Below are 23,924 nucleotides of genomic sequence, written 5' to 3'. Positions count from 1 at the left end.
ACCGGCCGGACCGGTGCGGGCGTCGTCGTGCTGGGCCGGGCGTCAGGCGGCGAGGAACGCGAGCAGCGCCTCGTTGACCTCGGCGCCGTGCGTCCAGAGCAGGCCGTGCGGCGCACCCTCGATCTCGACGTAGGTGGCGTCAGGCAGGAGCGCGTGGAACGGCCGCGCGGTGGCGTCGACCGGCAGGATGCGGTCGCCCGTGCCGTGCAGGATCAGCGTAGGCACGTCGACCTTCGCGACGTCGTCGCGGAAGTCCGTCAGCCACGTCGGGACGACGGCCCAGGCGGCCCACGGCGCCGAGCCGACGGCCGTCTTCCAGTTCGCCCGCAGCGCGGCCTCGCTCAGGCGGTTGCCCAGGAACTCGTCCGTGTTGAAGAAGTCCGCGAAGAACTGGTCGTACCAGGCGTAGCGGTCCTCGCGCGCGGCCTTCTCGATGCCGTCGAAGACGGTCTGCGGGACGCCTGTCGGGTTGTCGTCGGTCTGCAGCAGGAACGGCTCGAGCGACGCGAGGAAGGCGGCCTTCGCGACACGGGCGGAGCCGTGGGTGCCGAGGTAGCGGCCGACCTCGCCCGTGCCCATAGAGAAGCCGACGAGGACGACGTCGCGCAGGTCGAGCGTCTCGAGGACCGTGCTCAGGTCGCCGGCGAACGTGTTGTAGTCGTAGCCCTGCGTGGCCTTGGTGGAGCGGCCGAACCCGCGGCGGTCGTACGTGATGACGCGGTAGCCGGCGTCGAGCAGCGCGACCGTCTGCTTCTCCCACGAGTGCCCGTCGAGCGGGTAGCCGTGGATGAGCAGGACGGGCTGCCCCGAGCCGTGGTCCTCGTAGTAGAGCTCGACGGGCTGGTCGGTGACGGTGCTGGTGATATACGGCATGTCCCTGCTCCCTCTGCTCGCGGGCTCCTGGCCCGGCATCGTCCCGCCTTTTTCGGTGGGCACAAGTCCATCGTGCACAACTTAATGGCGGGCGTCAATCGCGAGCGTAGGATGGACCCGTGAACACCGAGCCGACGGCGGCGGGAACGGACGGCATCGCCCTGGAGACGATGCTGTGCTTCGACCTGTACTCGGCGTCGCGCGCGATGACGTCGGTGTACCGGCAGGCCCTCGACCCGCTCGGGCTCACGTACCCGCAGTACCTCGTGCTCGTGGTGCTGTGGACCGGCGGCGAGCAGCCCGTGCGCCAGGTCGTCGAGCGCCTCCGGCTCGACTACGGGACGGTGTCGCCGCTGCTCAAGCGGCTCGAGCAGCGCGGGCTCGTCGAGCGCCGGCGGCGCGCGGACGACGAGCGGTCCGTCACCATCTCGCTCACCGAAGCGGGCGCCGCTCTTCGCGCGCAGGCGCGCGACGTCCCCGCGCGGATCGGCGCCGCGTTCGGCCTCGAGCCGGACGACATGGCGACGTTGGCGCGCCTGCTCGCCACGGTCACGGCGACGGCCACGCGGCACGCAGCCGGGACGTCCGGCGACGCGGCCGGGGCCGCGGGCGACGCGACCGCCTGACGCCTCCGGTCAGCCGCGCGCCGTGCTCGGCGCGAACTCGGGCGGCGGTCCGCCGACGAAGCAGCGGCACGGCCCGTCGAGGTGCCACAGCGTGGTGCCGGGCCGGGCGACGCACGGCACGGGGACGCGCACGGTCGTCAGCACGGGCTCAGACGCAGGCCCGTCCCACAGCTCCGCTGCGACGGTCGTCACGGCCATGGCTCCCCCTCCCGGTGCCGTCCTGCTCACGGTGAGGAGCGGACCAGGACGGCGCTGCGTACACCTCCCCATCGGCACGTCGGGGTGAGAACTCGACCCCTCGGCGCGGATCCACCCGGCGCCCCGACGGATGACGAGGTCATCCTCACGGCGTACGGCGCCGCGCCGCCGATGTGGTCCGCACGGGCGTCCCGGCGCCTCCCCGCCCGCTCCTACGTTCGAGGCACACCGAACGAGGAGGACGCATGATCGAGGCCACGGGGCTCACGAAGCGGTACGGGGACAGGACGGCCGTCGAAGGCATGACCTTCACGGTCCGGCCGGGCACGGTGACGGGGTTCCTCGGACCCAACGGAGCCGGCAAGTCGACGACGATGCGCATGATCGTGGGCCTCGACCGGCCGACGAGCGGCACCGTCACCGTCAACGGCACGCGGTACGCCGGGCACCGCGCGCCCCTCGGCGAGGTCGGGGCGCTGCTCGACGCGAAGGCGGTGCACACGGGCCGCCCGGCGCGGGAGCACCTGCTCGCGCAGGCCGCGACGCACGGCATCAGCCGCCGCCGGGTGGACGACGTCGTCGAGATGACCGGTCTCGCGTCGGTCGCCCGCAAGCGCGTCGGCACGTTCTCGCTCGGCATGGGCCAGCGCCTCGGCATCGCCGCCGCGCTGCTCGGCGACCCGCAGACGCTCATCCTCGACGAGCCCGTCAACGGCCTCGACCCGGAGGGCGTGCTGTGGGTGCGCCACCTGCTGCGCGGGCTGGCCGCCGAGGGCCGCACGGTGTTCCTGTCCTCGCACCTGATGAGCGAGATGGCGCTGACCGCCGACCACCTGGTCGTGGTCGGCCGCGGCCGCGTCATCGCCGACGCGCCCGTCGGCGAGATCGTCGCCCGCGCGCAGTCGAGCGCCGTGCACGTGCGCACGCCGTCCGCGCCGCAGCTCGCCGCGGTGCTGGTCCGCGACCCGGGCGTCGAGGTGACGTCCCTCGAGCACGACCTGCTCGAGGTCACCGGCAGCACGCCCCCGGCCATCGCGGCCGTCGCCGCCGCCGCCGGGCTCGTGCTGCACGGGCTCGCGCCCGTCGAGACGTCCCTCGAGGACGCCTACATGCAGCTGACCGCCGACGCGGTCGAGTACCGCTCCACCACGCCCCACGCCGCCGCAGGAGGCCGCCGATGACCACGCTCACCACCACAGCCGGCAGCCCGACGCGCAGCCGCGTCACCGTCCACCCCGTCACGTTCCGCCGGCTGCTCGCGGCCGAGTGGGTCAAGCTCCGCTCGCTGCGCTCGACCTGGTGGACCCTCGGCGTCGGGGTGGTGCTCGGCGTGGCGTTCGCCGCGATGCAGTCGTCGAGCGTCAGCGCGATCGCCCGCGAGTACCCCGACCCCGAGCGGCTCGGCTCCGCCTACGCGGTCGCCGGCATCCCGCTCGCGATGCTCGCGTTCTGCACGTTCGGCGTCCTCAGCATCGCCGGCGAGTACGGGACGGGGCAGATCCGGTCGACGCTCGCCGCCGCGCCGACCCGCGTCCCCGCGCTGCTCGCGAAGCTGGTCGTCACCGTCGCGGCGGCGCTCGTGGCGGGCGTCGTCATGGTCGCCGCGGGCTGGGCCGCCGCCGCGCCGTCCCTGGCCGACGGGGGCATGCCGGTCGACCTCGGCAACCCCGACGACGTGCGCATCCTGGGCGGCACCCCGCTGTTCCTCGCCGCCGCGACGGGGCTCGCGTTCGGCATCGGCGCGCTCGTGCGCAGCAGCGCCGCGGGCATCACCGTCGTCCTCGGCCTCATGCTCGTCGTCGAGAACGGCCTCGGGATGATCCCGTGGGAGCCGCTGCAGCAGGCGGCCGCGTACCTGCCGACGAGCGCCGGGGCGCGTCTCGTCACCAACGACGCCTACGGGTCGGTCATCACGTCCGTCACCAGCGACCTGCCCCCGTGGACGGGCTACGGCGTCATGCTCGCCTGGGCCGTCGGCGCCGTCGCGGTCGCCGCCGTGCTGCTGCGCCGGCGGGACGCGTGAGCACGGGGACGTCGGCGGGGCGGGTGGCTGCGGACGTCCGCCCCGCCGTGCCGCAGGACCTCGTCCTCGTCGCGCACGCCGCGCCGTCGCAGGACCTGGTGCCGGTCGCGGACGCCGCACCGTCGCCGCGCGCGCTGCCGGCCGCGCCGGACGTGCCCGTGGCGGCCGGGCTGGGAGGATGCACGGATGGGCGGGGAGGCGACGTGAGCGACGCGCCCGTGGTGGACGACGGCCCGACGCCGGCGACGCCCGCCGGTGCCCGGGGGTTCCTCGCCCGCCACCGCGGCCGCGTCGACCGCGTGGTCGACGCCCTCGTGGTCGTGGCGTTCACCGGCTGGGCCCTGCTGCTCGGCCTCGGCGCCGACTCGATGTTCTGGCTGCACGAGGTCGTCGACCCGCAGCGCGTGCTGGTCATGCAGCTCGCGTCGTTCGTCCTGACGCTCGCGGGGGCGGTCGCGCTCCTCTGGCGGCGCCGGCGCCCGGTGGCGGTCGCCGCCGCCATGGCCGGGCTCGGGGTCGCGTCGCTCGGGCTGACCGGCGCGACGAACGGGTTCGAGCTCGGCCTCGCGCTCGCGCTGTACGCCGTAGCGGTGACGGGCCGCACGCGCGCGGTGTGGGCGACCGCCGTGGGCGGCGTGCTGGCGCTGCTCGTGGCGGCGTGGGCGTTCCCGCTGCCGCTCACGGTGGCCGCGAAGATGCTCGGCGTCGACCGCGCCGACGCGGACGCGTTCGCGCGCGTCACGGGCACCGGCCCTACCGGCTTCCTCACGAGCCCCTCCTGGTACGTGACCGCCGGCCCGGTGCTGGTGCTCACGCTCGTCGCGGTGGCGGCGGGCGCGCTCGTGCACGCGCGGCGCCAGCGAGTCGCCGCGCTCGCCGAGGCGGCCCGCGCCCGCGCCGAGGAGCAGGCGCAGCGCACCCGGCTCGCGCAGGCGTCCGAGCGCGCGCAGATCGCGCGCGAGATGCACGACGTCGTCGCCCACAGCATCTCCGTCATGGTCGCGCTGGGCGGCGGCGCGTCGGCCGCGTTCGACTTCGCGCCCGACCGGGCGCGGGCGGCGCTCGACGAGCTCGTCGACACCGGGCGCGCCGCGCTCGGCGACATGCGCCGCATCCTCGGCGTGCTGCACGACGACGACACGGACGACCGCGCCCCCGGCACCGGACAGGGCACCGGTCAGGGCCCCGGACAGGGCACCGGTCAGGGCACCGGACAGGGCACCGGCGCGCCGCTCGAGCCGCAGCCCGGCAGCCTCGACATGACGCGGCTCGTCGACCGGGCGCGCACCGCCGGGCTGCCCGTGCGCACGTCGGGCCTCGCGGTGACGGGGCTCGAGGGCCTCGACCCGGCGGTCCAGCTCGCCGTCTACCGGATCGTCCAGGAGTCGCTGACGAACACGCTCCGGCACGCGCCCGGCACCACGGACGTCCACGTCGACGTCCGCCGGCGCGCCGACGCCGTCGAGGTCGTCGTCACCGACGCGGGCGGCAGCGCGGCCACCACGCCCAGCCCCGGCGGGCAGCGCGGGGTCGTCGGGATGTCCGAGCGGGCCGCGGTCTTCGGCGGCACCGTCGAGGCCGGTCCGTACGGTGAGGGGTGGCGCGTGCGCGCGCTGCTGCCGTGGCACGAGGGAGACGCATGACGACGGTCCTGCTGGTGGACGACCAGGCGCTGGTGCGGGTGGGCTTCCGCCTCGTGCTGGAGAGCGGCGGGTTCGACGTCGTCGGCGAGGCCGGCGACGGCGCGACGGCCGTCGACCAGGTCGCGGCGCTGCGGCCGGACGTCGTCCTCATGGACATCCGCATGCCCGGCATGGACGGCATCGAGGCCACCCGGCGCGTCGTCGCCGCGCACCCGGGCACGCGCGTGCTCATCCTCACCACGTTCGACCTGGACGAGTACGCGTTCGCGGCGCTGCGTGCCGGCGCCAGCGGCTTCATGCTCAAGGACGCCCGCCCGGCGGACCTCGTCACCGCCGTGCGGACCGTCGCGTCGGGCGACGCCGTGGTCTCCGCGCGCATCACCCGACGCATGCTCGAGCTGTTCGCGCCGCGGCTGCCGGAGTCCGGCGAGGCGCCCGATCCCGCCGCGCCGCACCCGCGCCTCGCCGAGCTCACGCCGCGCGAGGTCGAGGTGCTGGAGCACGTCGCCGAGGGGCTCTCCAACGCGGAGATCGCGACCGCGCTGTTCCTGTCGGAGGCGACGGTCAAGACGCACGTCGGACGCGTCCTCGCGAAGCTGGGTGTGCGGGACCGCGTCCAGGCCGTGGTCGTCGCGTACGAGACGGGCCTGGTGCGCGCGGCCGGCGCCTGACGCACGGACGCGCCCCTGCGCCGGGAGGACGAGGACGCGGCCGCGCGCCTCCCCCGGAGGTCGCAAGCGAGGTTCCCCGTCCCGCCCGAAGCGGCGGCGGTACTGCGTTGACCAGCATGGACGCAGGCCGCGAGGCGCCGCCCGGAGCAGCACCGGGCACTCGCGGCGGCCGGAGGTCGTCACCATGCCCATGTCGTCGCCCACGTCGTCAGCCCCGTCGTCGCCCACGTCGTCCGCCTCGTCGTCCCACCCCGTCCCGCGCCGCCGGCGCACGGTCCGCCGCACGGCGCTCGCGCTCGTCGGTGCCGCCGCGCTCGCCACGCTCGGCGCGTGCGCCGCCGCGCCCGAGCCGCCCGGTCCCCCGCCGCAGCAGCCGGCGTCGACCGCCGGGCTGACCCGCGAGGACGTCGACGCGTGGCTCGACGGCACCGTCCCGGAGGCCCTCGAGGAGGGCCGGATCGCGGGCGCGACGGTCGCCGTCGTGCACGACGGCGAGGTCGTCACCACGCGCGGGTTCGGCGTCGCCGACGTCGCGGCGGACACGCCCGTCGACCCGGAGCGCACCCTGTTCCGCGTCGGCTCGGTGTCGAAGATGCTCACCGCGACGGCCGTCATGCAGCTCGTCGCGGCGGGCGACGTCGACCTCGACACGGACGTCGAGCAGTACACCGACCTCGACCTGGACCTGCCGCACCCGGTGACCCTGCGCCACCTGCTCACGCACACCGCCGGCTTCGAGGAGCGCGTCGCCGGGCTGATCGGGTCCGGCGACACCCCGCCCGACCTGCGGCGCAGCCTCGTCGAGGCACCGCCGGCGCAGGTCTACGAGCCCGGCACGGTCCCGGCCTACTCGAACTTCGGGAACGCGCTCGCGGGGTACGTCGTCGAGGCGGTGAGCGGTCAGCCGTTCGCCGAGTACGTCGACGAGCACGTGCTGGAGCCGGCGGGCATGACGTCCTCGTCGTTCGCGCAGCCGCTCCCCGACGACCTCGCGGCCGACGTGGCCCTCGGCTACCCGACGGCGGACGACGCGCCCCTGCCGTTCGAGATGGTCGGCCAGCCGCCGGCCGGCGCGTTCAGCGCGACCGCGACGGACATGGCGCGGTTCATGCTCGCGCACCTCGGCCGGCCGGCGGGCGACGCGGAGGTCCTGCCCGCCGCGACGCGCGACCTCATGCAGCGCCCGGCCCTCGACGCGACCACGCTCGGCGCGCTCGCGCAGGGCGAGCGCATGGGCCTCGGCTGGTTCGACGAGTCCCGCCACGGGCACCGCGTCGTCGGCCACGGCGGCGACACCAACGTGTTCCACTCGCACCTGCAGCTGTGGCCGGACGACGGCACGGGGCTGTACCTGTCGCTGAGCAGCACCGGCACCGACGGCGCCGCGTACCTGCTGCGCGACGACCTGCTCGCCGGCTTCGCGGACCGGTACTTCCCCGCCGACGGCGCGCCGGCCACCACCGTCGACGACGCGACGCGCGCCGCGCACGCGCAGGCGCTGGCCGGCGCGTACGAGAGCACGCGCGGTTTCCACTCGACCTTCCTCACTGCCGCGGGGCCGCTGCAGCCGATCACCGCGGAGGTCGTCGACGGCGACCGCGTGCGGTTCGGGTCCGGCCTCGGGACGCTGCGCCCCACCGTGTTCGAGGAGGTCCAGCCGTGGGTGTACCAGGAGGTCGACGGCCACCGCCGGCTCACGGTCCGCACCGACGACGCCGGTCGCGTCGAGCTGCTCGGCCACGACTCCGCGATGTCCCTCGTGCCCGTGAGCCCGTGGCGTGCGGCGACCGTGCCGCTGCTGCTCGGCGGCGCGGCGGTGCTGCTGCTCACGGTCCTGGCGTGGCCGGTCGGCGCGGTCGTGCGGCGCGTGCGTGCGCGCCGTGCGGCGGCCACGGGCGCGGCGACCGGTGCGGGCTCCCCCGCCGTCCCGGCAACGGCACCGGCACCGGCACCCGCACCCGAGTCCCGCGTGCGCCTGCCCCGCCTGCTCACCCGGCTCGGCGCCGTCGCGGCCGTGCTGGCCGTGGCCCTGTGGGCGTACGTGCTGGTCGGCGTCCTGGGCCTGCAGGACGTGCCCACGCTGCTGATCCGCGGCGCCCAGGCGCTGACCGTCCTCGCGACGGCCGGCCTGGTGGCCGCCGTGTGGCGGGTCGTCGCGGAGGCCCGCGCCCGCACCGGCTGGTGGCGGGTCGGCGCGGCGGCCGTCGTGCTGGCGGCGTTCGCCGCGGTGAACGTCGCGTCGAACGCGCTCAACCTCGTCTCGCCGGACATCTCGTACTGACCGGCGCACGGACCGACGACCGGGGCACGGGAGGATGACCGCCATGGAGACCGCCCGGGGCACGGGGACCGAGGGGTGGTGGGCCGCGCGCCTGCCGCCCCTCGGGGTGCGCAGCCCGTTCGCCCGTGACGCGCTGCTCGGCGTCGTGACGGCCGTGGCCATGGTCCTGCTGACCGTGGGGACGACCGCGCTCGCGCCGCCCGAGGACGCCCCGGCGCGCGCGGTGGAGAGGTGGGTGCTGCTGCTCGTGGCGGTGCAGTCGCTCGCGCTGGCGCTGCGGCGCGTGCGCCCGGCCGCGTGCGTCGCGGTCGTCGTGGCGACGCAGGTGGCGCTGGTCGCGCTGGCCCCGGACATGTCGGTGCGCACGCTCGCCGGGTTCGTCGCGGCGGCGACGCTCGGCACCGTGCTGCCCGCCGGTCGCGCCCTGCGTGCGGCGTGGGCGGTCGCGGCCGTCGAGGCCGGCGCCGGCGCGGCCGTCGCGGTCGCCCGGGGGGCCGGGGCGGACGCGGTCGTGCAGCACGCCGGCTCGGCCGTGCTCGTGTGGGGCGGGGCGGTGCTCGTCGGTGTCTACCTGGCGACGCGGCGGGACCACCTGCGGCTCGTCCAGGAGCGCGCCGCGCAGCTCGAGCGGGAGCGGGACGCACGCGTCCGCGCGGCCGTCGCCGACGAGCGGGCGCGGCTGGCGCGCGAGCTGCACGACGTCGCGGCGCACCACCTGTCGGGCATGGTCGTGCAGGCCGCGGCGGTCGAGAAGCTGGTCGGGCGCGACCCGGACGCGGCGCGCGCCGGTGCGGCGTGGCTGCGCGACCAGGGGCGCGAGACGCTCGACAACCTCCGCCAGGTCGTGGGCCTGCTCCGCCGCGACGAGGGCGACGCGCTCGCCCCCGTGCCCGGCGTCGACGCGCTCGACGACCTGGTCCGCACGGCGCGCGACCTCGGCGACGACGTGACGCTGACCCGGGCCGGCGACCCCGTGGCGCTGCCGCCGCTCACGGACGTGTCGGTGTACCGGGTGGCGCAGCAGGCGCTGACGAACGCCCGCCAGCACGCACCCGGCGGGCCGGTGCGGCTCACGGTGACGCACGAGCCGGCCGGGGTGCTGCTCGAGGTCGTCAACGGGCCGGCGGCGCGGGCGGCCTCACCGGCGCGGGGCGACCACGGCGGGACGGGCCTGGCGGTGATGCGCGAGCGCGCGGCGCTGGTGGGCGGGGTCCTCGAGACGGGCGGCACGCCCGATGGCGGGTGGCGGGTGCGGCTGCGGGTCCCCGTGGCCGACGACGAGGGAGGACGCAGATGATCCGGGTCGTGCTCGTGGACGACCAGGCGGTGGTCCGCGCGGGCTTCCGCGTGCTGCTGGAGGACGTCGGCGACCTCGAGGTCGTCGGCGAGGCGGCGAGCGGGCCGGAGGCCGTGGAGGTCGTGCGCCGCACCCGCCCGGACGTCGTCTGCATGGACGTGCGCATGCCCGGCGGCGACGGGCTCGCCGCCACGCGCCGCATCGTCGCGGAGCGGGACGGCGACCTGCCGGCCGTCCTCGTCGTGACGACGTTCGACCTCGACGACTACGTGTTCGGCGCCCTCGAGGCGGGCGCGAGCGGGTTCGTCCTCAAGGACACCGACCCGGCGGACCTCGCCGACGCGATCCGGCGCCTCGCCCGCGGCGAGGGGATGGTCGACCAGACCGTCACGCGCCGCGTCATCGCGGAGTTCGCCCGGCGGCGGCCCGCGCCGGACCCGGACGACGCCGCCGGTGTCCTCACGCCCCGCGAGCGCGACATCGTCCGGCTGCTCGCCGAGGGCATGTCGAACGCCGAGATCGCCGCGGCCCTGTACGTGGAGCCGTCGACCGTGAAGTCGCACCTGGGCCGGGCGATGACGAAGCTGGGCACGCGCGACCGCCTGCAGACGGTGGTGTGGGCGTACCGGACGGGCGTCGCGGGGACGGCCTGACGCCGCGGCGGGATGTGAAGCGCTTCGGTCCTGGTGGCGGCGACGCCGGCACGGGTACGAACACGCAGGGGCGCGCTGTGCGCCCCTGCGAGAGGAGACCCCGTGCGACACGCCCGGCCGACGACGGCCCAGGCCCTGACCGCGCTCGCCGCGACCGCCTCGCTGGTGCTAACCGGCGCCGCGGCCCCGTCCGCGGCCGCCGCGGACGACGCGGCGCCGGTGCTGTCCGTGCACACGTCGGGGCGCGTCGCGCCGACCGGGGACGGCCTCGCGTTCAGCTGGCCGGGCGTCGTCGTCGAGGGCCGGTTCCGCGGGCCCCGCGTCGGCGTCGTGCTCGACGGCGGCGGCGCGGACTACGACGTGTTCGTCAACGACATCCTGGTCGACACGTGGGTGCAGCCGGGCAGCGGCACCCACTGGGTCCTCGGCTTCTTCTACGACCGCGAGCAGACGATCCGCGTGGTCAAGCGCAACGAGACCCCCTGGGCGACGAGCACGTTCCGCGGGTTCGTGCCCGACGCCGCCGGCGCGGTGCTCCCCGCCCGCGAGCCGCGCGCCGTGCAGCTGGAGTTCCACGGCGACTCCTACACCGCCGGCTACGGCAACGAGTCGACCACGCGCGAGTGCACGGACGCCGAGGTGCAGCGCACCACGAACGCGGACCGCTCGTTCGCCGCGCTGACCGCCCGCGCCGTCGGGGCCGACTACCACGTGAACGCGTTCTCCGGCCGCGGCATGGTGCGCAACTACGCGGGCACCGACGCGGGCACGAGCTTTCGCACGTACGCGGACCGCGCGCTGCTCGCCGTCGCGGGCGACGCGTGGCAGCGGCCCGCGGACTGGCACCCGCAGGTCGTCGTCGTCGGCCTCGGCATCAACGACTTCTCCACCCCGGTGGCCGCGGGCGAGCCGTGGACCGAGGAGAGCCTGCGCACCGAGTTCCGCGCCGCGTACACCGCGTTCGTCGCCGACCTGCGCGCGCGGTACGGCCCGGACACGTTCGTCGTCCTCTCGGCGCCCGACAACGCCCCGGAGGTCCGCGCCGCGACCGTGGAGATCGCCGCCGCGTCCCTCGCCGCCGGGGACGACCGCGTGATCGCCTGGGAGTACGGGAGCCTCGAGCTCACCGGGTGCCACTGGCACCCGTCGCTGGACGACCACGCGCGCGTCTCCGGGTGGCTGACCCAGCTCGTGACGTCGCTGCTGCGCGTCGACGGCATCGAGACGCGCCCCGAGCTGCCGCTGAGCCGCGACCCGCTGCCGACGCCGCGGCCGACGCCCTCCCCGTCGCGGACGGGGCCCACCGGGTCGCCGGTGCCCACGTCCGGCCCGACGCCGTCGCAGACGCCCGGCGACCCGGCGTGCACGGCGACCCTCACCGTCGGCGCGCGCTGGCCCGGCGGCTACCAGGCGACGGTCGACGTCACCGCCGGCGGCCGGCCCGTGAGCGGGTGGAGCGTGCGGTTCGCGCTGGCGGCGGGCGGCACCGTGACGCAGGGGTGGTCGGGCGCGTTCGCGACCTCCGGGGACCAGGTCACGGTCACGAACGCCGCGTGGAACGGCACGCTCCGCTCCGGCGGCACGACGTCGCTCGGCTTCCTCGGCTCGGGCACGCCGCCCACCGGCCCGGTGAGCTGCACGACCGCCTGACCCCCTGCCCCCCGACCCCGGACCCGGCCGGATCCCGACCCTCGACCCGGGGTTTCTGCAGCGATGGCGCCCTGCATCGCTGCGGAAGTCCCGGGTCGACGGCCGCCCGGGGACGACCGCGGCGCCGCCGCGTCAGTCCGGCGCGACCTCGGTCACGCGCCCGTCCTCGACGTGCCAGCGCCGCGTCAGCCGCACGGTGTCGAGCATCCGCCGGTCGTGCGTGACCAGCAGCACCGTGCCGTCGAACGACTCCAGCGCCTGCTCGAGCTGCTCGATGGCGGGCAGGTCGAGGTGGTTCGTCGGCTCGTCGAGCACGAGCAGGTTCACGCCGCGCGCCTGCAGCAGCGCCAGCGCGGCCCGGGTCCGCTCGCCGGGCGACAGCGACGACGCCGACCGCCCCACCTGGTGCCCGGCGAGCCCGAACTTCGCGAGCAGCGTGCGCACGTCGGCGGTCGTCCAGTCCGGCACCTGCCGCGCGAACGCCTCGCCGACGGGGGCGTCGCCCTCGAACGCCGCGCGCGCCTGGTCGACCTCGCCGACGAGCACGCCCGGGCCCAGCGCCGCGGCGCCCTCGTCGGGCGCCACCCGTCCCAGCAGCAGCGCGAGCAGCGTCGACTTGCCGGCGCCGTTCGGCCCGGTGACGGCCACCCGGTCCTGCCAGTCCAGCTGCACGTCCACCGGCCCCAGCACGAACGCGCCGCGCCGCACGACCGCGCCCCGCGCGGTCGCCACGACGGCCCCCGACCGCGGCGCCGTCGCGATGCTCATGCGCAGCTGCCACTCCTTGCGCGGCTCCTCCACGACCTCGAGCCGCTCCAGCATGCGGTCGCTCTGCCGGGCCTTCGACGCCTGCTTCTCCGACGTCTCGCCGCGGTGGTGCCGGACGTTCTTGTCGTTGTCGGTGGCCTTGCGCCGGGCGTTGCGCACGCCCTTCTCCATCCACGCGCGCTGCGTGCGGGCCCGTGCCTGCAGGGCCTCGCGCCGCGCCGCGTACTCCTCGTACGCCTCGCGCGCCTGGCGGCGGGCCGTCGAGCGCTCCTCCAGGTAGGCGTCGTACGAGCCGCCGTACGTGGCGACGCGCTGCAGGCTGCGGTCGATCTCGACGACGGTGGTGACGGTGCGCGCCAGGAACTCGCGGTCGTGGCTGACGACGACCACCGGCGCCTGCGCCCGCGCGACGAACTCCTCCAGCCGGTCGAGGCCGTCGGCGTCGAGGTCGTTGGTCGGCTCGTCGAGCAGGTAGAGGTCGAACCGGGACAGCAGCAGCGCCGCCAGCCCGACGCGCGCGGCCTGCCCGCCGGACAGCGCCGTCATCGGCAGGTCGAGGTCCACCGCGAGGCCGAGGTCGTCCGCGACCACGCCCAGCCGCGCGTCGAGGTCCGCGCCGCCCAGCGCCATCCACCGCTCGAGGGCCTGCGCGAACCGGTCGTCTGCGCCGGGGGCGCCGTCCGCGAGCGCGTGCGACGCCGCGTCCATCTCCGCCTGCGCGTCGAGCACGCCCGTCCGGCGCTCGAGGAACGCGCGCACCGTCTCGCCGTCGTGCCGCTCGACCTCCTGGACGAGGTACCCGACCTGCGCGGTCGGCGGCGACAGCGTGACGGCGCCCGACTCGGGGGCGCGACGCCCGGCGAGGATGCGCAGCAGCGTCGTCTTGCCGGCGCCGTTGGGCCCGACGAGCCCGATCACGTCCCCCGGCGCGACGACCAGGTCGAGGCCGGCGAACAGCTGACGGTCGCCGAAGCCGGCGGCGACCCCACGGGCCTGGACGGTCGCACTCATGGGCCCATCCTGCCGGGTGCGGAGCCACCTCCGGCGACGCGGGCTCCGGGCCCGGCGTTGCGGACGCGCGCCCGGCGGGCGAGGCTCGGAACCCCACCGAGCATTGAGGAGCGCCGTGCTGCGAGCCGAGCAGGTCACCGACGCCGTCGCCTACCACGGCGAGGGTCCGTGCTGGTCACCGACGTGGGGCGGCCTGCGCTGGGTCGACCTGCTGGCGGGCGACCTGCTGACGCTGCGCGACGACGGCACGGTCGACCGGCTGCACGTCGGTGACGTCGCGGCGTTCGTGCGGCCGCGCACGCGCGGCGGGTACGTCGTCGGCCTGCAGCGCGGCATCGGGCTGGCGGACGGGCCGGACGCGGTGCCGACGCCGCTGCCCGAGCTGTGGTCCGACCCGGGCGTGCGCATGAACGAGGGCGGGTGCGACCCCAGCGGCGCCCTGTACGCCGGGTCCATGCCGTACGACGTCACGCCGGGCGGCGCGCACCTCTACCGGATCACCCCCGACCTCGACGTCGAGGTCGTCCTCGACGACGTCACGATCTCCAACGGCATCGACTTCTCCCCCGACGGCACGCTGGCCTACTACGACGACACGTCGACGGGACGCACCGACGTGTTCGACGTCGTCGACGGGCGCCTGACGGGCCGCCGTCCGTTCGTCTCCGGCCAGGACGAGAGCCCCGACGGGCTCACCGTCGACTCGGCCGGCAACGTGTGGGTCGCGCTCAACGGCGACGGCCGCGTGCGGTGGGTGTCGCCCGCCGGCGAGACGCTGGCCGAGGTCGAGCTGCCGGCCCGCCTCGTGACGGCGTGCACGCTCGGCGGCCCGGACCTGCGCGACCTGTACGTGTCCACGTCGCGCGAGAACCTCGACGACCCGGAGCCGGAGGCCGGCGCGCTGTTCCGCGTGCGCGTCGAGGTGCCGGGCAAGCCGGTCCTCCCCTTCGCCGGCTGACGCCGCCGGGGTCCGGAGGTCTCGGACGGGGAGCCTGGGTGCTGTGTCCCACGGCACCGGGCCGATCGGCGCGGGGCACTCAACCCCGCGCCGGCGCCGCCCGATGCGACGGGGACGGGAGCAGCCGCCCCGCGCCGCGCACGCCCCGAAGGACCGCCATGAGCACGACCACCGCCGCCCCCTCCGTCGTCCGGCACGCCGGGGACCGCTCGCTCGCGATCGCGCTCGGCGTCGCCCGCCCGGCACCGGCCGCCGTCCGCGTGCCGACCGCCGCGCTGCGCGTCGTCGCCGGCCAGTCCCCGCTCGAGGCCTGGGGCTGGACGTCGACGGACGCCGCACCCGCCCCGACCCGCTGACCGTCCGCCTGCGCCCACCACGAGGCGTGCAGCGTTCGTCGCGCCACGCGCGACCACCGCTGCACACCCCGCTCGGCCGACCGGTGAAGCGTTGCGGACCGTCGGTGACCACGACGCTGCACGTGCGACCGGTCCGGCCCGCTCCCCGTCGTCAGACGTCAGGCGTCGGGCGTCAGTCGCGCAGCAGCGTGTCGTAGACCTGCGCGAACTGCGCGCGGCGCTCGGCGTAGTGGTCCGCGTGGGCGGCGCGCGGCTCGTACGTCGCGCCGGTGGCCCGCGGTGCGCGCGGCACGTCGGGCGCGAGGACGTCGAGGGCGAGCAGCGCCGTGCCCCGCTGGGTCGCGCGCTTGCGGGTCACGTGCGTCACCGGGCGGGCGAGGACGTCGGCGAGCACCTGGAGCCACGCGGGCCGGTCGTTGGTGACTCGGCCGGACGCGGCGACCTCGACGACCTGCGGTGCCGCCGGTGCGAGCTCGTCGGCGACGCGCGCGTACGTCACGGCGACGCCCTCGACGACCCCGCGGAACAGCGCGTCGGCGTCGGTGGCGGCGGTGACGCCGGTCAGCACGGCGCGCGCGTCGCCGACCCAGCCGGGGGCGCGCTCGCCGGTGAGGTACGGCAGCACCAGCGGGGTCGCGTCGGTGGGCGGCGCGGTGAGGACGGCGTCGGGGTCGTCCCCGAGGCGCAGCGTGGCCTGCGCCCAGCTCACCGCGCGGCCGACGTCGTTGATCGCCCCGCCGAGGAGCGTCCGACCGGCGGCGACGCGGTAGTTCCACAGCCCGAACGGCAGCGGGTCGGCGGGGCCGTCGAGGAGGACGCGCAGGGCGCCGCTCGTGGCGGTGGACGCGGCGGCGACCGTCGGGTCGGTCGCGCCGGCGCCGGCGTTGCTCGCGTACCCGTCGGTGACGACCGGGAACCAGACGGCGCGCGCGAGCGCCGGCCAGCGCGTGGGGGCGGCCGCCGGCAGCGGCTCGGTCATGTCCCGCGGCGGCGAGAAGTGCCCGGGGTCGACGTCGGCGGCGGCGAGCAGCTCGGGGTCGAGCGCGCCGGTGCGGCGGTCGAGCAGCCCGGTCCACGCGACGGTCGACGTGCCCGCGAGCGCGACGCCGACGAGCCGGTGCAGCGCGTACTCCCCCAGCGACCACCAGCCGGCCGTCGCGGCGACGACGCGGGGCTCGGCCGCGGCGAGCCAGCGCAGCCGCGGCGCGTGGTAGCTGGTGTGGACGCGGGTGCCGGTGCGCTGCTGCACGGCCGCCTCGTCGAGCTCGTCCCGCAGCGTGGCGACCGCCCCGGCGCACCGCGAGTCGGCGTACGTGAGGCACGGCGTGAGCGCCCGCCCGCCCGCGTCGACGGCGACCAGCGACGCGGCGAACGTGTCGAGCGCGACGCCGGCGACGCGCGTGCCCAGGGCCCGGTCGGCGGTGACGGCGTCGAGGACGCGCCCGATCTCGTCGACGACCTGGTCCGGGTCGATCACGGACGTGCCGTCCGGCGCGACCGTGAACGCGTGCGGCACCTTGTGCTGCAGCCCGCGCACGGGACGCCCGGCGGCGTCGTGCACGCCGCCGCGCGTCGCGGTCGACCCGACGTCCAGCGCGACGACCAGCGGGTCGAGCGCCGCCTCGAGCGCGACGTCGTCGGAGGTCCGGTGCATCGCCACCTCATCGCCGCCGGTGCCAGGTCGTCCCGACCCTAGCGACGGGCGCGCCGGGCCGCGCGCGGGCGGCCCGGCGCACCCGTCACCCGGCGGTCGTCCCGCCCGCGGCCGTCCCGCGTGCGCTCACTTCACCGCACCCGCGGTCAGCCCGGCGACGAAGTGCCGCTGCAGCAGCAGGAACCCGATGACGACGGGCACGCTCACCACGAGCGAGGCCGCCATGATCTCGTTCCAGTACACGTTGGTCTGCGTCGAGTACTGCCGGATGCCGACCGCCAGCGTGCGGTTCTCCTCCGTCGTCATGACGGACGCGAACAGCACCTCGCCCCACGCCGTCATGAACGCGTAGATGGCGACGGCGATGACGCCCGGGCGCGCGGCGGGCAGCACCACGCGCAGCAGCGCGCCGATCGGCGAGCACCCGTCGACGCGCGCGGCCTCGTCGAGCTCCTGCGGGATGTTGTCGAGGTAGCCCGACAGCATCCAGATGGAGAACGGCAGCGAGAACGTCAGGTAGGTGATGATCAGCCCGATGCGCGTGCCGACGAGCTGCACGCCCGTGCCCTGCTCGAGGTTGACGAAGATGATGAACAGCGGCAGCAGGAACAGCACGCCGGGGAACATCTGCGTCGAGAGCACGGTGGTCGTGAAGAGCGTCCGGCCGCGGAACCGGTACCGCGACACGGCGTACGAGGCGAAGATCGCGATGACGAGGCTCGCGATCGTCGCCGCCGACGACACGACGAGGCTGTTGAGGAAGTACCGGGCCAGGGGCACGGTCGTCCACATGTCGACGAACGGCTGCAGCGTGAGGTTCGTCGGCCACCACGAGAACGCGCCGCGCACGTCCTGCAGCGGCTTCAGCGACGACGTCGCCATGACGTAGAGCGGCAGCAGCGTCACGACGGCGAGGACCGTGACCACGACGGCGCGGAACACCTGGAACGCACGGGTGTCATGCACGGCGCGACCTCCGGTTCACCAGCAGCAGGTACACCCCGGTCACGAGCAGCAGGAACAGCAGCAGCAGCACCGACATCGCGGCGCCGGCGCCGAAGTTCCACGTGAGGAACGAGGCGTTGTAGATGTGGAACGAGATGAGGTCGCCCGCGGGTGGCTGCGACGTGCCGAACAGCACGTACGGGGTGTTGAAGTCGTTGAACACCCACAGGAACATGACGAGCACCAGCACGGTGTTGACCGGCCGCAGCATCGGCAGCGTGATCGACCACCAGGACCGGAACGCGTGCGCACCGTCCATCGCGGCCGCCTCGTAGATGTCGTCCGGCACGGACTGCAGCCCCGCGGTCAGCATGAGGAAGGCGAACGGCCACAGGCGCCACACCGCCACGACGAGGATCGACACGAACGCCCGCCCGCCGATGAGCCAGAACGGCCGCTCGTCGAGCACGCCGAGGTCCTCGACGAGCAGGTGGTTGATGACGCCCGTGTCGCGCTGCAGCATGAAGTTCCACGTGACGATGCCCGCGTACACGGGCAGCGCGTACGGCACGAGGAACAGCGTGCGGAAGAACGCGCGCCCGCGGAACCGCCGCTGCAGCGCGACGGCCGCCGCCATGCCGAGCGCCCACGAGACGCCGACGACGATCACCGTGTACGCGCAGGTGATGAGGAACGAGCTGAGCAGCCCGCGCCCGACCGCCCCGTCGAAGTCGAGCGCGACCTGGTAGTTGCGCAGCCCGACGAAGGGTGCCTCGGTCCAGTTGCGGATGAAGAACCGGGTGAGCTGCGTGAAGCTCACCCAGATCCCCGTGAGCATCGGCACGAGGTGGATCAGCAGCTCGAGCAGCACCGCCGGCGCGACCAGCGCGAACGGCAGCCACCACCCGGCCCGCCGCCGCCGGCGGGGCTCCGGGCTGCGGGTCGTCGGGCGTGGCGGGGCGGGGGACGTCGTCGTCGCCATGCGCCTAGCCGACCGACGCCTGCACCTGGTCCTGGGCGGCCTGCATGGCCTCCCGGACGTCGTCGGCGGTGACGGTGCCGCCCGTCGCGACGGTCGCGAACATGCGGTTCATGGCCTGGCCGACGGTCGTCTCGAACTGGTCCTCGGCCGGCACGAGCGGCAGCGGGGCGGACCGCTCGTTGTAGATCTGCGTGAAGATCTCGGCCTGCTCGGCGTCCTCGGTGAAGACCGCCTCGGCGTCCTTGAGCACCGGCAGCGACGAGAACGGCTTGCCGAGCGTGGTCTGCACCTCCTGGCTCGTCATGTGCGCGACGAGCTGCAGCGCCTCGTCGGGGTGCTCGGTGTTGGCGAACACCGACATGTTGATGCCGGCGACGTGGCTGGCGACGTCGCTCGGCGCGTCCGCCGGCGCGGGGAACGGCACGACGCCGTACTGGTCGGGCGACATGCCGTTGGCCTCGATGGTGGCGTTCGCGTTGTTCTGGTTGAGGATCATCGCGGCCTTGCCGGTCGCGAAGTCGGCGACGGCGAGGCTCGCGTTGTCGTACTGCGCGTTGGACGGGTTGACCACGTCGTCGCTCTGCATGAGGTCGAGGTAGCGGACGATGCCGTCGACCACGCCGTCCTCGGTGAACGTCGGGTTGCCGTCGTCGTCGAACAGCTCGGCGCCGTTCTGCGTGGCGTTGATGAACGCGAAGTGGTTGTTCTCGGTGTAGCTGCCGGCGGCGAGCGCCATGCCGTACACGCCGGCGTCGGGGTCGGTGAGCGCCTGCGCGGCGGACACCATCTCCTCCCACGTCGTCGGCGGCTGCAGCCCCGCCTGCTCGAACATCGCGCGGTTGTAGTACAGCCCGTACGCCAGGCCGTACAGGGGCACGGACGTCGGGTCGGTGCCCTCCGCGCCGCCCGTCTCGAGGGCCGTCTCGACGAACTTGTCCGCGCCGCCGATCGTCTCCATCGCGGCGTCGTCGAACGGCAGGAACGCGCCCGTGGCCTGCAGCGACACCGCCCAGGTGTTGCCGATGTTGACCACGTCGGGCGCCTGCCCGGACGTCACGGCCGTCTGGATGCGCGTCTGCAGGTCGCTCCAGCCGATGACCTCGAGGTCGACCGCGATCCCGGTCTGCTCGGTGAAGTCCTCGAGCACCGGGGTGAGCACCTCGCGGTCGTTGTCGAGGCTCGTCCCCTGGTTGCTCGCCCAGTAGGTGAGCGTGACGTCGCCGCCGCCGGACTCGCCCGACCCGCCCCCGTCACCCCCGCCGCCGGAGCACGCCGTGGCCACGAGGAGGGCCGGGACCAGGGACAGGACTGCGAGGTTGCGACGGTTCACGGGGACTCCCTTGTCGAGTGCACTGCCTCACCGGGTCGTTCGCGGCGCCAGTATTCGCCCGGATAGCCCGAATGGGAACGAGTCGTGATGCATTTGTGACATTGGTCAAAGATGGGACGTCTCATCTGTGACTGACCGATGCGGCGTGAGGGGGTTGGCAGGCGCCCGTGCGGTCGGCATGGTGGACGTACCGACCGCCGACGACCGGGAGCCGCCATGACCGCCGCGCGCCGGACCGGGGGGCTCGCGCTCCTGGCCGCCACCCTCCTCACGACGGCGCTCGCGCTGCCGCCCGCCGCCGCGGCGCCGGTACCGGCCGCCGCGACCGCGCCCGTCCCGGTGCTCGACTGGCAGCCGTGCGGCGAGGGGTTCGAGGCGTTCCTGTGCGCGACCGCCGAGGTCCCGCGCGACCACGACCGCCCGCACGGCGCCACGACGACGATCGCGCTCACGCTCCTGCCGGCGAGCGGCGACCCGGCCGAGCGCATCGGCACGCTGTTCACCAACCCGGGCGGGCCCGGCGGCAGCGGCGTGCAGTTCGTGCAGGAGGGCGCGCAGGCGATCTACCCGGCGGACGTGCTGGCCCGCTACGACGTGCTCGGCTTCGACCCGCGCGCCGTCGCGGGCTCCGACCCCGCCACGTGCTTCCGCACGGCCGCCGAGGAGGCCGCGTCCCCGCTGCTCGCGCAGCCCTACCCGATCACCCTGCGCGAGGAGGTGCGGCACACGCTCGAGGGCATCGAGCTCGCCGCCCGCTGCCAGGTCACGTCGCCCGTGCGGTTCGCGACCGCGTCGACCGCGAACGTGGCCCGCGACATGGACCTGCTGCGCCAGGCGGTCGGCGACGAGCGGCTGCACTACGCCGGCTACAGCTACGGCACGTTCCTCGGCGCCACGTACGCGCGCCTGTTCCCCGACCGGGTCGGGCGGTTCCTGCTCGACGGGACCGTCGACCCGGTGGCGTGGACGGGCACCGGCACGGGCGACGCCGCACCGTCCGTGCCGCTCGGCATCCGCATCCGGCAGGGCCTCGGGACGGACGAGACGTTCCGCGAGTTCGCCCGGCTGTGCGCCGAGGCCGGGCCGGAGGCGTGCCCGCTGGCCGCGCTCGGCGACCCCGCCGCGGTCGCCTACGCGACGTTCGAGCGGCTCGCGACGCAGCCCGTCGAGGTGCCGCTGCCCGACGGCACGACGCTGCTCGTGACGCAGCAGGTCGCCGTCGCCGTGACGTACCAGGCGCTGTACTCCCCGGCCGGCTGGCCCGACCTCGCGGCGCTGCTCGCGGCGCTCGCCGCGCCGTCCCCCGACCCGGCCGCCGTCGCGTCGGCCGCCACGGGCACCCGGTCGGTGCTCGGCGCCCGGCTGCGCGGCGAGGAGTACCCGTCCCCCTACGGCGGCGCGCTGGCGAGCCTGTGCGTCGACACGGCGTCGAACGGGCGCGTCGACCGGTACCCGCGGCTCGTCGACGAGCACGAGGCGCAGGCGCCGTACTTCGGGCGGTACCGCGGCTGGGTGGGCCTGCCCTGCGAGGCGTGGGCCGTGCAGGACGCCGACGCCTTCACCGGTCCGTGGCAGCAGACGACGACCGCCCCCGTGCTGGTGGTCGGCACCCGCTTCGACCCCGCGACGCCGTACCGGCAGACCGAGCCGTACCGCGACCTGTTCCCCGCCGGGCACCTGCTGACGCTCGAGGGCTGGGGCCACACCACGATCGGCAAGAGCGTGTGCGTCGACGAGCACATCGCGACGTACTTCGTGACGGGCGTGCCGCCGGCCGACGGCTCGGCGTGCGCACCGGACTCGACGCCGTTCGCGACGGCGCCGACGGCCCGCGTCGCCCCGCGTCCCGACGTCCCGCCGGGTCTGCCGCTCTGGTGACGCGGGCGGGGCGCCTCCTGCCGCCTGCCGCCGCCGGCCGGTGAGGGGCGCTGCCGACCGTGGTCGGCCGCGCGGCTAGGGTCCTGCCGTGCGACGCGACCGAGGTGGACGCCCCCGGCAGGTGGCAGGCCGGTGGGCGTGGCCCCGTACCGTGTGGCGCCGGGCCGCCGGACCCCGCGGCTGGCGCGACCGCTTCCTCCCCGAGAGCGCCCGCTCGTACCTCGCCGGGGCCGTCGCGATCGTGCTCGTCCTCGGGCTGCGGGACGACGACGGCCGGCCCTGGACCGTCGTCGACAGCGTGCTGGTCGTCCTCGGCGCCTACCAGCTGCTGTACGTGGCGCTGACGCTGGCCGTCTACCTGCCCGCCCCTGCGACCGCGGTGACCCGCGCGGCCGCCGCCATGCCGCGCCGCGGGCTGGTGCACCGCTGGCTGCTCGTCGCCGAGCCGGGGGCCGGGGCCGCGCTGAGCGTCGGCGCGGGGGCGATGGCCGCAGCCGTCGTCGTGCTGCCGCAGGCCGGCGACCTCCCCAGCGCGCTGCCGCCGGCGCTGCTCGTGGCGATCTGCCTCCTGCTCATCGTGACGGCGTGGGCCACGATGGTGCTCACCTACGCCGTCGACTACCTGCGCCGGGACGTGGCCGACGGCGGGATGCGGTTCCCCGGCGACGGGCCGCGCGTCTTCACCGACTACCTGTACGTGGCCGTGTCCGTCGGCACGACGTTCGGCACGACGGACGTCGAGGTGACGAGCAGCGCGCTCCGTCGCACCGTCACCGGCCAGGCGCTCGCCGCCTTCGTGTTCAACGCGGTGATCGTCGCGATCTCGGTCGCGTCGATCGCCGCGCTCGCCGGGTGACGGTCGACGGGCGCGACGCGCGGCGTGTCACGTCCGGCACGGGCCGCACGTCGGTGTCGCGGGACGGGAGGGTGGTGCCATGACGGACGACGAGGACCGGACGGACGTGCCCCGCGGCGACGTCGGCGCCGACCCGGCCGCCGAGTTCGCGGGCGAGCGGGCACGCCTGGTCGGGCTCGCGTACCGGATGCTCGGGAGCGTGCACGACGCCGAGGACGTCGTGCAGGAGGCGTGGTTGCGGCTCGCCCGCCAGGACCGGGCGGGGATCGCGAACCTGGCCGCGTGGCTGACCACCGTGACGTCGCGGCTGTGCCTGGACCGGCTGCGCGTCGTGCGGGCGCAGCGTGAGCGGTACGTGGGCCCGTGGCTGCCGGAGCCGCTCGTCAGCACCACGCCCGGACCGGAGGAGACGGTCGAGGTCGACGAGTCGCTGCGGCTCGCGCTGCTCGTCGTCCTCGAGCGGCTGACGCCCGAGCAGCGGGTGGCGTTCGTGCTGCACGACGTCTTCGACGTGCCGTTCGACCAGGTCGCGAGCGTGCTCGCGACGAGCGACGCCAACGCGCGCCAGCTCGCGTCGCGCGCGCGCCGCACGGTGCGCGACGGTGCGCCGCCACCGGCCCTCCCCCCGGCACGGCAGCGCGCGGTCGTCGAGCCGTTCCTGCGCGCCGTGCTCGCGGGCGACCTGGCAGGCGTCGTCAGCGCGCTCGCCCCGGGGGTCGTCCTGACCTCCGACGGCGGCGGGCGCGTCAACGCGGCGCTGCGTCCCGTCCTGGGCGTCGACAAGGTCGCCCGGTTCCTCGTCGGGCTGCAACGGTTCGCGACGGACGCGGACGTCGAGGCGCGGACGGCGCTCGTGAACGGCGAGGTCGGCGTCGTCGTGCGGGTGATCCCCTGGCCCGGCAGCCGGACGGAGGCCGGCGTGACGGTCGTCGTGCCCCGCGTCGGCCACGACGGCCTCGTCCACGCCGTCGACGTCGTCCGCAACCCGGACAAGCTCACCCCCCTCGGCGCGGCGGACGCCTGACCCGCGCCCGCCGCGCCGCCACGCGTCAGCGCGCGGTCACTCCGGGCAGCGCGCAGACGTCCGCGTCGGTGAAGCCCTGCGCCGGGATGCCGAGGGCGTGGTTGAGCCGCGACCGCTGGTTCTCCAGCGCGACGAGGTGGGCGAGCTCGACCACGCCGGCGTCGGCCGGCGGCGGGCCCCCCCCGGCGCCCAGGGGGGCGGGGGCCACCCGCGGGGGGGGGGGGGCCGCCGGGGCGCACCCCGGCGG

Annotated in this window: 22 protein-coding genes; 14 read left to right on the top strand and 8 right to left on the bottom strand. The window is 75.7% G+C overall.

What is annotated here, in order from left to right; translation table 11 throughout:
* Positions 1-42: 42 nt before the first annotated feature.
* Positions 43-873 (bottom strand): alpha/beta fold hydrolase, encoded by an 831-nt coding sequence (locus ACFUMH_RS09870; protein ID WP_378204096.1) that lies wholly within the window; start codon positions 871-873, stop codon positions 43-45.
* A 119-nt stretch (positions 874-992) separates the two neighbouring features.
* On the opposite strand from ACFUMH_RS09870, the gene ACFUMH_RS09865 reads away from it, so the two are divergent.
* Positions 993-1,499 carry a MarR family winged helix-turn-helix transcriptional regulator gene (locus ACFUMH_RS09865; RefSeq protein ID WP_378204093.1) on the top strand — a complete coding sequence of 169 codons (507 nt, stop codon included), beginning with the start codon at positions 993-995 and terminating at the stop codon, positions 1,497-1,499.
* 9 nt (positions 1,500-1,508) lie between these two features.
* Here ACFUMH_RS09865 and ACFUMH_RS09860 read toward each other — a convergent pair whose 3' ends face one another.
* Positions 1,509-1,691, bottom strand: coding sequence for a hypothetical protein (locus ACFUMH_RS09860; RefSeq protein ID WP_378204090.1), 183 nt, complete (start codon positions 1,689-1,691; stop codon positions 1,509-1,511).
* A 251-nt stretch (positions 1,692-1,942) separates the two neighbouring features.
* Between ACFUMH_RS09860 and ACFUMH_RS09855 the strand changes: the two genes are divergently transcribed.
* From ACFUMH_RS09855 to ACFUMH_RS09820, 8 genes are all read left to right on the top strand, one after another.
* Positions 1,943-2,878, top strand: coding sequence for an ABC transporter ATP-binding protein (locus ACFUMH_RS09855; RefSeq protein WP_378204087.1), 936 nt, complete (start codon positions 1,943-1,945; stop codon positions 2,876-2,878).
* Complete coding sequence (locus ACFUMH_RS09850; RefSeq protein ID WP_378204084.1) at positions 2,875-3,720, top strand: ABC transporter permease subunit; 846 nt, start codon at positions 2,875-2,877, stop codon at positions 3,718-3,720. The genes ACFUMH_RS09855 and ACFUMH_RS09850 overlap by 4 nt, the downstream gene beginning before the upstream one ends.
* Before the next feature lie 203 nt (positions 3,721-3,923).
* Positions 3,924-5,363 carry a histidine kinase gene (locus ACFUMH_RS09845; protein ID WP_378204081.1) on the top strand — a complete coding sequence of 480 codons (1,440 nt, stop codon included), beginning with the start codon at positions 3,924-3,926 and terminating at the stop codon, positions 5,361-5,363.
* Positions 5,360-6,034, top strand: a complete 675-nt coding sequence (locus tag ACFUMH_RS09840; RefSeq protein WP_378204078.1) for a response regulator — start codon at positions 5,360-5,362, stop codon at positions 6,032-6,034. The genes ACFUMH_RS09845 and ACFUMH_RS09840 overlap by 4 nt, the downstream gene beginning before the upstream one ends.
* A 184-nt stretch (positions 6,035-6,218) precedes the next feature.
* Complete coding sequence (locus tag ACFUMH_RS09835) at positions 6,219-8,315, top strand: serine hydrolase domain-containing protein (RefSeq protein ID WP_378204075.1); 2,097 nt, start codon at positions 6,219-6,221, stop codon at positions 8,313-8,315.
* Between the two features lie 43 nt (positions 8,316-8,358).
* Positions 8,359-9,612, top strand: a complete 1,254-nt coding sequence (locus ACFUMH_RS09830) for a sensor histidine kinase (protein WP_378204073.1) — start codon at positions 8,359-8,361, stop codon at positions 9,610-9,612.
* Positions 9,609-10,265, top strand: a complete 657-nt coding sequence (locus ACFUMH_RS09825) for a response regulator (protein ID WP_378204070.1) — start codon at positions 9,609-9,611, stop codon at positions 10,263-10,265. Before ACFUMH_RS09830 ends, ACFUMH_RS09825 begins: the two co-directional genes overlap by 4 nt.
* 102 nt (positions 10,266-10,367) lie before the next feature.
* Positions 10,368-11,915, top strand: coding sequence for a cellulose binding domain-containing protein (locus tag ACFUMH_RS09820; protein ID WP_378204067.1), 1,548 nt, complete (start codon positions 10,368-10,370; stop codon positions 11,913-11,915).
* Between the two features lie 132 nt (positions 11,916-12,047).
* On the opposite strand, the gene ACFUMH_RS09815 is transcribed toward ACFUMH_RS09820, so the two are convergent.
* Positions 12,048-13,694 (bottom strand): ABC-F family ATP-binding cassette domain-containing protein, encoded by a 1,647-nt coding sequence (locus ACFUMH_RS09815; protein WP_378204064.1) that lies wholly within the window; start codon positions 13,692-13,694, stop codon positions 12,048-12,050.
* Between the two features lie 115 nt (positions 13,695-13,809).
* Here ACFUMH_RS09815 and ACFUMH_RS09810 point away from each other — a divergent pair, with 115 nt between their 5' ends.
* Both ACFUMH_RS09810 and ACFUMH_RS09805 read left to right on the top strand, forming a co-directional pair.
* Positions 13,810-14,652 (top strand): SMP-30/gluconolactonase/LRE family protein, encoded by an 843-nt coding sequence (locus ACFUMH_RS09810; RefSeq protein WP_378204061.1) that lies wholly within the window; start codon positions 13,810-13,812, stop codon positions 14,650-14,652.
* A 158-nt stretch (positions 14,653-14,810) separates the two neighbouring features.
* Complete coding sequence (locus tag ACFUMH_RS09805; protein ID WP_378204058.1) at positions 14,811-15,008, top strand: hypothetical protein; 198 nt, start codon at positions 14,811-14,813, stop codon at positions 15,006-15,008.
* A 172-nt stretch (positions 15,009-15,180) separates the two neighbouring features.
* Here the strand turns inward: ACFUMH_RS09805 and ACFUMH_RS09800 are convergent, their stop codons facing one another.
* The 4 genes from ACFUMH_RS09800 to ACFUMH_RS09785 all read right to left on the bottom strand — a co-directional run bounded on the left by ACFUMH_RS09800 (position 15,181) and on the right by ACFUMH_RS09785 (position 19,919).
* Positions 15,181-16,662 (bottom strand): gluconokinase, encoded by a 1,482-nt coding sequence (locus ACFUMH_RS09800; protein ID WP_378204055.1) that lies wholly within the window; start codon positions 16,660-16,662, stop codon positions 15,181-15,183.
* A gap of 126 nt (positions 16,663-16,788) precedes the next feature.
* Positions 16,789-17,628, bottom strand: a complete 840-nt coding sequence (locus ACFUMH_RS09795) for a carbohydrate ABC transporter permease (RefSeq protein ID WP_378204053.1) — start codon at positions 17,626-17,628, stop codon at positions 16,789-16,791.
* On the bottom strand, positions 17,621-18,589 hold the full coding sequence (locus tag ACFUMH_RS09790; RefSeq protein ID WP_378204050.1) for a carbohydrate ABC transporter permease: 969 nt from the start codon (positions 18,587-18,589) through the stop codon (positions 17,621-17,623). The genes ACFUMH_RS09795 and ACFUMH_RS09790 overlap by 8 nt, the downstream gene beginning before the upstream one ends.
* A 4-nt stretch (positions 18,590-18,593) precedes the next feature.
* Positions 18,594-19,919: an ABC transporter substrate-binding protein gene (locus ACFUMH_RS09785; protein ID WP_378204047.1), complete on the bottom strand. Its 1,326-nt coding sequence runs from the start codon at positions 19,917-19,919 to the stop codon at positions 18,594-18,596.
* A 216-nt stretch (positions 19,920-20,135) separates the two neighbouring features.
* Between ACFUMH_RS09785 and ACFUMH_RS09780 the strand changes: the two genes are divergently transcribed.
* The 3 genes from ACFUMH_RS09780 (at position 20,136) to sigJ (ending at position 23,677) form a co-directional block, all read left to right on the top strand.
* Positions 20,136-21,797 (top strand): alpha/beta hydrolase, encoded by a 1,662-nt coding sequence (locus tag ACFUMH_RS09780; RefSeq protein ID WP_378204044.1) that lies wholly within the window; start codon positions 20,136-20,138, stop codon positions 21,795-21,797.
* Positions 21,798-21,885: 88 nt separating this feature from the next.
* Positions 21,886-22,653: a DUF1345 domain-containing protein gene (locus ACFUMH_RS09775; RefSeq protein WP_378204041.1), complete on the top strand. Its 768-nt coding sequence runs from the start codon at positions 21,886-21,888 to the stop codon at positions 22,651-22,653.
* 79 nt (positions 22,654-22,732) lie between these two features.
* Positions 22,733-23,677, top strand: a complete 945-nt coding sequence (gene sigJ / locus ACFUMH_RS09770; protein WP_378204038.1) for an RNA polymerase sigma factor SigJ — start codon at positions 22,733-22,735, stop codon at positions 23,675-23,677.
* Between the two features lie 25 nt (positions 23,678-23,702).
* On the opposite strand, the gene ACFUMH_RS09765 is transcribed toward sigJ, so the two are convergent.
* Positions 23,703-23,831: a hypothetical protein gene (locus ACFUMH_RS09765; RefSeq protein WP_378204035.1), complete on the bottom strand. Its 129-nt coding sequence runs from the start codon at positions 23,829-23,831 to the stop codon at positions 23,703-23,705.
* Positions 23,832-23,924: the final 93 nt, after the last annotated feature.

This window comes from Cellulomonas sp. NPDC057328, assembly GCF_042667215.1.
In the GTDB taxonomy this organism is placed as follows: Bacteria; Actinomycetota; Actinomycetes; order Actinomycetales; family Cellulomonadaceae; genus Cellulomonas.
Note: the sequence above shows the minus strand (reverse complement) of the source record. Positions and strands in the feature narration are given on the sequence as shown.